The following is a 10,000-nucleotide window of genomic DNA, read 5'->3' as shown; positions in this document are numbered from 1 at the left end:
CGACGGTAAGACGGAAAAAGCGCTTTCTCATTTTCAAAAAGCGGCGGAATTAAATCCCACGTTCGCTTATCCAGTCAACAATCTGGGATACCTCCATCTTCAAAAAGGAGATTACACTTTGGCAAAAAAATATTTCCTACGATCGATCGAGTTGAATCCTTCGGGACCTTTTCTTTTGGGGGAAACATATGCCGGTTTATCGATTTGTAATTTTCATTTTTCGGAGCGGGACGAGGCGAAACGGAATAAAAAAAGATCGATAGAACTCCACCAAAATCTCGCCAATGCAGCCTATCTGATAAAAGAACTGAGATGGAAACAAAATATCGTGGACGTTTTTTTGAATCGAATCGATACGAAGTAGAAACGCGGTAAAATTTGCTTTGGGCTGTGGATTTAGACAAAAACCTCGGATATAAAACGTATCAAATTCTACTCCAAATTATATTTCTACTTGAGACAAGTTTTACAGGATCAAGAAGAAAGTCGATGTTGCTATGCAAAGAGGAAAAACTTGTAAATTGGGAATATTGGGACGTTTTTGAAACGAGATCAAAGGATGAAAAACGATCTCCGGAGTCGGAAAATTTTATATGCCGGATTCGTAAGAAGTAGGAACTCCTATTTTATTTTCAAAAATCCGTTCTATTTCAAACATTGCGGAATATAGGAACTCCTTCTTTTTGTAAAAGGATTAGAATTTGCAGGAAATTCTCGCAATTTCAATTGCCTATCGTTTGTCGGAACAATTATTTGGGTTGCAAAAATAGATTGCTTTTTAAAGACCCACAAAGCTTGGCAAAGGAGAACTCTTGAGCGTAGAATGCAACATTAGAATTTAGGAATATTAGAATGTATAGAATCGGGAACGGAATCGACTTTCACAGACTGGAGGTCAATCCAAACAGGCCCTTGGTTTTGGGCGGGGTCGAATGTGAGTCCGAGGTCGCGCTTGTAGGGCATTCCGATGCGGACATTATTTTGCATGCGATCTCTGATGCGATTTTAGGAGCTTTGGCTTTGGGGGACATCGGTCAGTATTTTCCCGATACCGATCCGAAATTGAAGAACATCGATAGCAAGATCATTCTCGCGAAATGTTTGGAACTGATGAAGGAAAGAAATTTTCAACTTGTCAACGTGGATTGTACAGTGATCGGAGAAAAACCCAAAATTGCGCCTCTCAAAGAGAAAATTAAGAAATCTTTATGTAGCTTGTTGGATCTTCCGGTGGACTGCGTTTCCGTCAAGGCTACCACCACCGAAAAAATGGGAGCTTTGGGTCGTCAGGAAGGGATAGGTACGTTTTGTACGATTCTTTTGGTTAAGAATTTATAGAGTTCGATTTGCATCTTCGTACATTCACTTTGCAAGCTTTGGGGATAGCTGTGTGTCAAACCATAGAATCAATCGGCAAGCACCGCGGCGTGATCAATTTTCATAGAAGCGTACAGTAAACTCGCCTTAAAATCGTCCGGCTCCAAATCCGACATTTCCTCTAAGATTTGTTCGTGCGACAACTTGTTGGAAAAGAGTTCTAGTATGTCGATAACCCGAATCCGGAGCCCTCGGATACATGCATATTTCGGAATTTAACGTGAGTTCGATATAACAAAATGCGAAAGCGATTGTAGTGGAAATTCCGAAGGAATTGGAGCGAAAAGCGCGGTCGCGAGCTATTTTATCTCTGAAATTCGCGAGCGATTCGCCCAAACTTTCTTACGCCGAACTCACGTGAATTTACGGTGATTTTTTTCAAAAGCTTCGAATTCATCGGGAACTTGCTTTTCGATGAATTCGCGATTTTAAAAAGAGATCAATAAAAAACTTCCCTTGGTCGTAAAACTTACAAGAGGGAAGTGGAACAAAACAAAGGTTCTTCGATATTACACGCTACTTATTCGCCGAATTCTCGAATGCGATCCTGGAGATTTCGGATTTTAGAATATTCTTTTTTTCTTTAATCGTTTTCGGAACCCGCATGTCGATCTTATGAAGGGTCGACTTGGCGATCGTAATTTTTTTCCCTTCCAGGCTTTCCATGATCACTTCCTTGTCGTCCTGTCCGATCTGCTTACCGTCCAAAATGGAACCATCCCGTAAAAAAGCCCGATCCATCACTCCACCTTGAGGATCGGGAATCACGATTTCAATCTCCACGGAGGATTCATCAAAACCTACGATTCTTACCTGGGTCAAAGGATCTCCCAATTTCAAATGGACGACGATCTTACCGGATACGGCCATCTGATACAAGGTCTGATCGATGGAAATCTTTTCGGGATTCCAATTGCTGGCGTATAAGTTTTCCTCACAAAATTCGATCGTTCTCGTCCGGCGAACCAAAGTGATCGCCCAACCGCCTAACGCGGTTACTACATAATCCTTCCAGTTTGTAATTTCTGTGACGCGTAACGTTTTTCCTGGTCCTGGCTCGGGTTCGACTTGACGAAACACGGGAAGTAAACCGAACAGGAAAGAATACAAGGGTTCGACGGAGACGACCTGGCAGTTCGTATCAACGGAAGCTAAAACGGTCCGATGACTTTTATCAGTGCTGACTCTTTGATCAATCTTGCAGTTTGCAAATAGGATCAGAATAGAATAGAAAGACAAAACGTAAAATCTAGATTTCATATAAAACCGCACCTCGAGCGAAACGGGAATTTTACTGTTTGAAAGCGGATCATGAGAAGGTATTGTACGTACAACGCAAAGCCTTGCCCTTACCATTTTTTGCCTGGACGGTTGTGTTGCTCACTCCGCCGAATTGAATCACCTGCATGTTCGAGGCGGAGCAAATGGATGAAGTCCAATAGTAACCGTTTACGGTTTGTGGAAACAGGTTCTCGTTGACGGTGGTTCCGGAATTTCCGAGACACTGGTCCGCGGTTCCACAGGCAGGCCCTTTGAAGAAACCATTGCATAGAACCAGGGCGCTTAGTCGGTTGAAATCCCCGGCTCTCAATACATTCATAGGAATATTAGGAGGTGATAATATTTGCTGCATTTCGAAACACGCGTTTTGAAACGCAGCGTTTCCGTAGATGTCGCAAGAAGCGTCGGCAGTATCGCAGAAGACGATGTCAGTATTTGCTCCGTAATTGTCGCTTTCGTTTCCCTTACCCTTACAATCGTTGAAACCCGGTCTCCAAACCTGACCATAAGAACATTTCGTCCAAAGATCTCCTGTCGGAAATAAAACGGTTCCGTTTACTCTATCTTCCGGAGGAACTGGATTCACCGTCACGGTATAACTTTGAGTCGCTCCTTTGGAATCCGTAAACTTGTAGCTCACGGGGTTGGTAAAATTCTGAACCGATGTTCCCGAAACCTGCGTTTCTCCGTTCACTTCCAGTTTGGAATTTTCCGGAATCAAGAAGTTAGGCTTTAAGGCGGTGAGATCGGTTCCGTTGGGAACCGCAACGTTAACCGTGGACGCGGGTTGGTTCTCGGTGATTCCTCCCGCGCAAATTCCTGCGGTGCAATGAAATGGAAAGGACACGGAAAGATCTAAAGCGAACATTTGGATTCCATCGGCGCGAGGCTGTAAAACGCTAGGTTGTGAAACGCCAGAGACCGCAAGAAGAAGTTGTTCTTCGCAGTTCTGGCAGTCTTCTTTCGTGGGAAAAACGGTATCAGTGACGAGTTTAGAAAGAGGATTTAAAAAACAGTTCAGAAAAAATCCGCAGACAAAAAGGGGCAAAATAGTTCGAAGAATTCTTCTCATACTAAAATTTTCCACTAAAAATAGTGTATACCGATTGGAAATAACTTTCAGCTAAAAAAGAGTTTCTAACAAACGCATAATAAAAAAATTTCATGGGATCATTAAACGGACTTCGTTTAGGATTTTTGAATACGGTATAAAACGCACTCCTAAGGTCCGGCCAGTTTTGTAAGTTTATGAAACTCCAGATTTTGCCGAAAAAATTAAGGAGACTTGTAATTTCACGGATCTGGTACATTAAAACTGAAATTCTCAAAAACGTCTATCGGAGCTTTTTTGTAAATCAATGCATCCGAACCGTTTTCATAATAATGTTTTCTTATATGAATTCTTTGGAATCCGCAGGATTCATACAAAGCGATTGCTGGAGAATTTGTAGAATCGACTTCCAGAAAAAACGTTTTGTCCTTTTCGAAATTTAGAAGATGCTCCAAAAGCTTTTTTCCCTTTCCTTGTCTTCTCTGACGGGAATACACCGCGATTCGATAGATTTCTATCTCGTCACCCGCGAGTTTATAGAGAATGTAACAAAGATCAGTCGAACCGATCCCTGAAAACTCTCGAAGGTGAGAGTATAACATTTCTTTTGTCCAGGCGTGACTACCGAAACAATTTTCTTCCAAGGCAAAGAGCCAATCCAGATCGGTTTTATTGAGAACTTTTATATCCAAAACGGGAAACCCACTTTATTTTTTGGTCAAATTATAGTTGCTGAAGTTCAATATTCAATCAGGATTCGATACCTGACTTTCAGATAGAATGACTGATTTCGGAAATTCTTCTCTGAAGAATATGAATTGAGGAGTTAATATGAAAAAAATAGGTAAAATTGTATATGCGGTTCCCTTTGCGATTTTCGGATTATTTCACTTCATTTCAGGTCCAGCGATGACAGGGATCGTTCCTTCTTATATTCCTTTTCCGATCGTTTGGGTTTATGTAACCGGGTTGGCCTTGATTGCGGCTTCGGTTTCTGTGATTACCGGGATTAAGACATATTTGGCGACCGTTCTTCTTGCGGTTCTTTTGGGAATTTTTGTGGTTTTGGTGCATCTTCCGGGTGCGGCGGCTGGAAATCAGGCTTCCACAATCGCACTTTTGAAAGATGTTTCTCTTTTAGGAGCCGCTCTTTTGATTGCAGGAACCGAGAAAAACTGATTTTTTTTCTCTAAAAGGCGGGGAAAAACTCCGCTTTTTTTCTTTTTTTCGAAAATTCAAACTGCAGTTTCCATTTCTAAAACCGCATCCATTAGGGGAGACCGATACTCATAGAAAAGGTCGATTCTATCCTAGGAAATCGTATGTTTCAAAATATTCTGCATTTGATCTTAACTTTACTAAGAATTCAAATTTTCTTTTATAAAAACTTTGGAAATCTCCAATCCAGTTCTAAGAATTCGGTTTTCTGCAAATCCATTCACCGTGTTGAATTCAAAGATATGGATTTCGATTTTCCATGGAAACGGATTCTTCTCTTGTTGTTCTTATTCGTTTTTGTATCCTGTGAAAGATCCAAAAATTTTGGGTTTCAAAATCGGGGAGATCGGCCTCCGACTGTGGAAGATCTGGAAGCGTGGAAAGAGAGACTTGCGATGGAGGAAGCGGAGATCGTAGAGTTGGAAAAGAAAATTTCTTCAATGGCTCAAAAGACAAGATCCGCAGGTGCCCTCAGTTGGAAAATTGCCCAGGGTTATATGAAAATCGGCGACTACGATATGGGAGTCAAATTTTACAACCAAGCGTTGAAAGAAAACAACGAAGGAAAAAAAGTGGAAATCGTAGGTGCGGAACTTCATTTTTTTGAACCTGCGATTCCATTTTTTGAAAAAGCACTTCTTCTAAAACCGGTCGATCAACAACTCTTATTCGAAACAGCTCTCGCTTATGCGAACGCTTCGAAAGACAGAGGTTGGGAGACCGTAAGAAGGCAGATCGCGATCGATCTTTTCACTCATCTAGCAATTCAAGATCCTCGTGATTCGAGATTTCCGTTTCAACTCGCTCTCATCTATTTCGATTCTTCCATGTCGGATTCTTCCTGGGAAGGTGTGTCGGCCGGTTTTCACGATCAGGACAAAGCTCTTCGAATTCTGGATGATATCATCAAAAAAGAATATAAAAATGTTCCAGCCCGTTTTGCCAAAGCCAACTTCCTGTATCGTCTCGGTAGGACGGAAGATTCCAAGGAAGAATATTTGAAAGTCAAAAAAACGATCGAGGAATTGAACGACGCCGGTCTCGTTCGAGGCGGTCTTGAAAAGAACGATTCGTATCAAAACGTACTTCAAAACCTGAAAAAGATCGAAGAAAGTTCCTTGAAGGCGGAATGAATCCTCTCATTCTCGTAGATTCCTACGTATCCAAATTCTGTTCGAAGAATGGAATATTCAAAAAATTGAATTCTTTGGCGAATTTGAACGCATATTTGGAACGTTTTCTTCCTTCTTCCGTTTTACGGGGGGCTTTGTATGCCTCGGAAAAGATTTCGAGCGATTTAAAAAAGACCGGATTTTCGGTTCTTTCTTTTTTTGATCCGGAATATCCTTCTCTTTTAAAGGAAATATACGATCCTCCGTTGATTTTGTTTTATAAAGGAAATTTGAATATTTTAGATTTATCCTTTGCGGCAGTTGTCGGTACTAGAAATCCTTCTCCGATTTCCTGTTATGCGGCTGAGTTGATTCCTTACTATTTGAAGGGAACCGGCTTTTCGGGGGTCGTTTCCGGTTTTGCCAAAGGAATCGACGCAACGAGTATGAATGCGGCTTTAGACGAAGAGTTAGCGGTTATCGGAGTTATGGGAACCGGACCGGAAACGGAATATCCTTTCGAAAACAGAAAACTCTATCAAAGAATGAAGTATGCGAAACGAACTTTGATTTTGACGGAATATCCTCCCGGCCAAAAGATTTTGAAATATACGTTTCCAAAACGGAATCGAATCGTGACCGGAATGTGTAATTCCGTTTTTATTATGGAAGCTCCTGAAAAATCGGGCGCAATCTCATCGGCGCACAATGCACTGGAACAAAACAGAAATATTTTTATCTTTTCCGATCCGCGTCAGACGAAAAATCAAGGAGGGGAAATTCTAATTCGAGATGGGGCGGAAAGTTTGGATCTGAATACTATCTCTTTTGGGATGAAGGAAGTTTTTCATATGAATCATCTTTTGCCGGATTCCCAATCGAAAATTCCGGGAATGCTTGCAGAACTTTCCGAGAAACGCTTTTCTGGCGAGTGGAAATCGATCGGTTCCGGTTATTATGCGAAAAAAACTTTTTTCCAACCTATTCTTCCGGGCCTCTAAGCCGGTTCCCGCTTGGTCGCTGGGACTTTATAGAGTTATATTCGGTATTCTGCTTTTTATATTAGTATTTCGTTATTTTGCAAACGGTTGGATTTCTAGATATTTTTTGGATCCAAATTTTCACTTCAAATTTTACGGCTTTTCCTGGATCGGAGTTCTTCCCGGTTGGGTTTTGTACCCTCTTTTTGTTTCGCTTCTTTTTTTTGCCGTTTTTATCTCTTTGGGGATTTTTTATAGAATTTCCGTTTTTTGTTTTTTTCTGATTTTTACGTACATCAATTTTCTCGAGGTTGCGGTTTATCTCAATCATTACTATCTTATTTGTCTATTGCTTTTTATTTTGATTTGGGTTCCGGCGGATAGGGCTTTAAATCTATTTCATATTTTTAGAATATTCAAAAGTGGGTCGATTCAGAACGTAGATCCGATTCCGCAATGGAGCCTTTATATACTTAGATTTCAGATTGGAGCGGTTTATTTTTTCGGAGGGATCGGTAAATTGGTTCCGGACTGGCTTTTCGACGCGCAACCGGTGCGAATCTGGCTTCTTCGTAATTCGGATATCCCGATTTTCGGTCCGATTCTTTCCATGTCGGCTACGGGATACTTTTTTAGCTATGCCGGTTTGATGTTTGATCTCTCGGTTCCTTTCCTATTATTATTCCGCAAGACGAGAATGTTGGGATATTCTTTAGTTCTAATATTTCATTTTTTGACTTGGAAATTGTTTCCGATCGGAATGTTTCCTTGGGTGATGATTTTGAACGCCACTTTGTTTTTCTCCCCGACTTGGCCAATAGATTTGTTTCAATTTCTGAAATCCAGAAGTATGCTCCCGGATCGAGAGAACATTTTTCATTTTTTGTGGACCCGTTTCCCGATTCATTTTAGGAAATCAGTTTTGGCTTTTATCGAATCTTATTTATTTTTTTTAGAATCTAAGTCCTCCATTTCGGAAAAGTTCGTTTTTTATAAAGTTGAGATGCTGAGAAAAAAGTTCGATTTTATTTTATCGGATCGTATTCTTCGTTATTTTTGGATTTTTTACGTTTTTTTTCAGTCTCTATTTCCTCTGAGACATTTTTTATATCCGGGAAATCATCTTTGGACGGAGCAGGGTTTTCGATTTTCTTGGCAGATCATGTTGGTTCAAAAGAACGGGATTGCTTCTTTCAGAGTGGTGAACCAGCAAACTGGAGAAACCAACGTAGTTCTTCCGGAATCTCACCTAAGCGAAATCCAGAGGATTATGATGAGTTATCAACCGGATTTGATTTTGCAATTCGCTCATTGGGTCGGTAAAAATGAGAAGGAAAGAACCGCTCAAGAAGTTTCAGTATATGCGGATGTTATGGTTTCCTTAAATGGAAGGAAAAGTCAAGTACTGATTGATCCTGAGAGGGATTTGATGAAGGTTTCCAATTCTTTGCTCAATAAAGAATGGGTTTTCTCCGGAGACGAAGAATAGAGTTGTTGAAAAATTCCATAGTTCAGATAAACGAAACTGCTTCAATCGACTGTTTTTATAAAACAGAAACGGACGGACAGTCTTACGTTGAACTCGCATTTTTTTAAATCGAAGTAAAAGACCGCATGGATACGGTTCGATTCTGAAAACTATGATGAATGAACTTCACTTTTTCTTCGGGTTTCATCGCGCCTAAAACGTAAAAAATCGGTTCCAAATGTTCCGTGGTAGGCACTGAGAACGTTGCGATGTCTCCTTTTTTTTGAAAGTCTAAAATCTCTTTATCGTTTCTGGATTCCAGCATTTGTCGTATGAACTCATCGAACTCGATCGCCCAATCCGTAGGTGTCGCATTCATATCGTAAAAATCGGCTTTTTGCAGATTGTGAACGATGTTTCCGCTTCCTAAGATTAAGGTTCCCTCCTCTCGGAGTGGTCGTAATTCTTTTCCGATCTCGTATTGTTTTTCGGGGCTTAAGTTCGTATCGAGGCTCAATTGAAGTACGGGGATATTTGCTTTTTGAAATAGGAAACACAATACTCCCCAACTCCCATGATCGAGTCCCCATTCTTGTGTAGGTTGAGCGTTTACGGTTTTGAGCGAATTCTGGATCTTTTCGGCGAGTTCCGGGGATCCGGAAGGTCGATATTGAATCTCGTATAATTCGGGAGGAAATCCGTAAAAATCATAAATCTGTTTCGGTGGATCAGAGGTGGTCACGTAAGTTCCTCTCGTTTTCCAATGCGCGGAAACGACGAGTATATTTTTCACAGCCTGAAGTGTTGCACCAAATTCCTTCAGGTTCCGAGTGAAGTCGGACGGAGTTACGAGGTTCATTGGAGAGCCGTGTCCAAAAAATAAAACTGGATTTGTCATAAAGAGAAATTTCCTTTCCTTATTAGAGTTGTTGAAAAAGTTCAGATGGACAAAACCGCTTCAATCGATCGTTTTATAAACGGAAGCGGACGGAGAGTTAATTTTGGGGCACCTCTATTGTATTTCACATTTCCATTTTGGACCTTTCTTTTCTATCGAAAACATTTTTGCAAATCGGAATTATGATTATAATTGTGTAAGAGCCGGTCTTAAAACCTCTACAGAAATATTCATTTTGAATTTTTCATAAAATGAAAAGTTCTCTCCCCTTTGACGATCATCGGCCTTCGAATAGGTTTTATTATTGTCAAGCTTTCGTGGGAGTTCCCACATTTTGGAGGTTTTGAGACCGGCTCTAAGTCCAATAACGATCACCGGTTCAAGAAACATTCGCAGTCATCTGAGGAAAACTCTCAAATCTGTCGAAGATAACTGCATGAAAGTTGCCATTATTCACGATTGGCTGAACGGAATGAGAGGGGGAGAACTGGTTTTAGACTCTCTCTTAAAAATTTATCCATCCGCCGATCTTTTTACGTTATTTTATGCTCCCGGAAAATTGAGTTCACGAATCGAACAAAGAAAAATCACTACGGCGTTTACAAATAGTCTTCC

Annotated in this window: 13 protein-coding genes (2 of these 13 cut by a window edge); 7 read left to right on the top strand and 6 right to left on the bottom strand. The window is 40.8% G+C overall.

The window, feature by feature from the left end; genetic code table 11:
- Window positions 1–364 carry the 3' portion of a tetratricopeptide repeat protein gene (locus tag CLV95_RS03850; RefSeq protein WP_002732417.1) on the top strand. 749 nt of this gene lie to the left of the window's left edge, so the window shows 364 of its 1,113 coding nt (coding positions 750–1,113); its start codon lies beyond the left edge, outside the window; its stop codon occupies window positions 362–364.
- A gap of 488 nt (window positions 365–852) precedes the next feature.
- The gene (gene ispF, locus CLV95_RS03840; RefSeq protein ID WP_002723853.1) at window positions 853–1,338 is read left to right on the top strand and encodes a 2-C-methyl-D-erythritol 2,4-cyclodiphosphate synthase; all 486 of its coding nucleotides are present in this window, start codon (window positions 853–855) and stop codon (window positions 1,336–1,338) included.
- Window positions 1,339–1,406: 68 nt separating this feature from the next.
- On the opposite strand, the gene CLV95_RS19230 is transcribed toward ispF, so the two are convergent.
- From CLV95_RS19230 to CLV95_RS03815, 4 genes are all read right to left on the bottom strand, one after another.
- Window positions 1,407–1,520, bottom strand: coding sequence for a DUF433 domain-containing protein (locus CLV95_RS19230; RefSeq protein WP_002732567.1), 114 nt, complete (start codon window positions 1,518–1,520; stop codon window positions 1,407–1,409).
- 373 nt (window positions 1,521–1,893) lie between these two features.
- A complete protein-coding gene (locus CLV95_RS03830) occupies window positions 1,894–2,637 on the bottom strand; it encodes an LIC_13076 family protein (RefSeq protein WP_002732735.1) in 744 nt (247 codons plus the stop codon).
- A gap of 49 nt (window positions 2,638–2,686) precedes the next feature.
- A complete protein-coding gene (locus CLV95_RS03825; protein ID WP_002732292.1) occupies window positions 2,687–3,730 on the bottom strand; it encodes a hypothetical protein in 1,044 nt (347 codons plus the stop codon).
- Window positions 3,731–3,951: 221 nt separating this feature from the next.
- On the bottom strand, window positions 3,952–4,401 hold the full coding sequence (locus CLV95_RS03815; protein WP_002723912.1) for a GNAT family N-acetyltransferase: 450 nt from the start codon (window positions 4,399–4,401) through the stop codon (window positions 3,952–3,954).
- 139 nt (window positions 4,402–4,540) lie between these two features.
- Between CLV95_RS03815 and CLV95_RS03810 the strand changes: the two genes are divergently transcribed.
- The 4 genes from CLV95_RS03810 to CLV95_RS03795 all read left to right on the top strand — a co-directional run bounded on the left by CLV95_RS03810 (window position 4,541) and on the right by CLV95_RS03795 (window position 8,508).
- Window positions 4,541–4,888, top strand: coding sequence for a DoxX family protein (locus CLV95_RS03810; RefSeq protein WP_002732763.1), 348 nt, complete (start codon window positions 4,541–4,543; stop codon window positions 4,886–4,888).
- A 143-nt stretch (window positions 4,889–5,031) separates the two neighbouring features.
- Window positions 5,032–6,060 (top strand): tetratricopeptide repeat protein, encoded by a 1,029-nt coding sequence (locus CLV95_RS03805; RefSeq protein WP_002732581.1) that lies wholly within the window; start codon window positions 5,032–5,034, stop codon window positions 6,058–6,060.
- Window positions 6,057–7,040, top strand: coding sequence for a DNA-processing protein DprA (dprA, locus tag CLV95_RS03800; RefSeq protein ID WP_002732338.1), 984 nt, complete (start codon window positions 6,057–6,059; stop codon window positions 7,038–7,040). Before CLV95_RS03805 ends, dprA begins: the two co-directional genes overlap by 4 nt.
- Window positions 6,997–8,508 carry an HTTM domain-containing protein gene (locus CLV95_RS03795; RefSeq protein ID WP_002732336.1) on the top strand — a complete coding sequence of 504 codons (1,512 nt, stop codon included), beginning with the start codon at window positions 6,997–6,999 and terminating at the stop codon, window positions 8,506–8,508. Before dprA ends, CLV95_RS03795 begins: the two co-directional genes overlap by 44 nt.
- Window positions 8,509–8,611: 103 nt before the next feature.
- Here the strand turns inward: CLV95_RS03795 and ygiD are convergent, their stop codons facing one another.
- Together ygiD and CLV95_RS03780 are read right to left on the bottom strand one after the other, a co-directional pair.
- Window positions 8,612–9,385, bottom strand: coding sequence for a 4,5-DOPA-extradiol-dioxygenase (gene ygiD, locus CLV95_RS03785; RefSeq protein ID WP_002723854.1), 774 nt, complete (start codon window positions 9,383–9,385; stop codon window positions 8,612–8,614).
- A 186-nt stretch (window positions 9,386–9,571) separates the two neighbouring features.
- Entirely contained in the window at window positions 9,572–9,775 is a 204-nt protein-coding gene (locus CLV95_RS03780; RefSeq protein ID WP_002731327.1) for a hypothetical protein, read from the bottom strand.
- Window positions 9,776–9,821: 46 nt separating this feature from the next.
- On the opposite strand from CLV95_RS03780, the gene CLV95_RS03775 reads away from it, so the two are divergent.
- Window positions 9,822–10,000 carry the beginning of a glycosyltransferase gene (locus CLV95_RS03775; RefSeq protein ID WP_002731348.1) on the top strand. The gene runs 922 nt beyond the window's last position, so the window shows 179 of its 1,101 coding nt (coding positions 1–179); the start codon lies at window positions 9,822–9,824; its stop codon lies off the right edge, out of view.

This window comes from Leptospira borgpetersenii serovar Javanica, assembly GCF_003046425.1.
Classification (GTDB): domain Bacteria; phylum Spirochaetota; class Leptospiria; order Leptospirales; family Leptospiraceae; genus Leptospira; species Leptospira borgpetersenii.
This window is presented reverse-complemented; position numbering and strand designations above follow the sequence as displayed.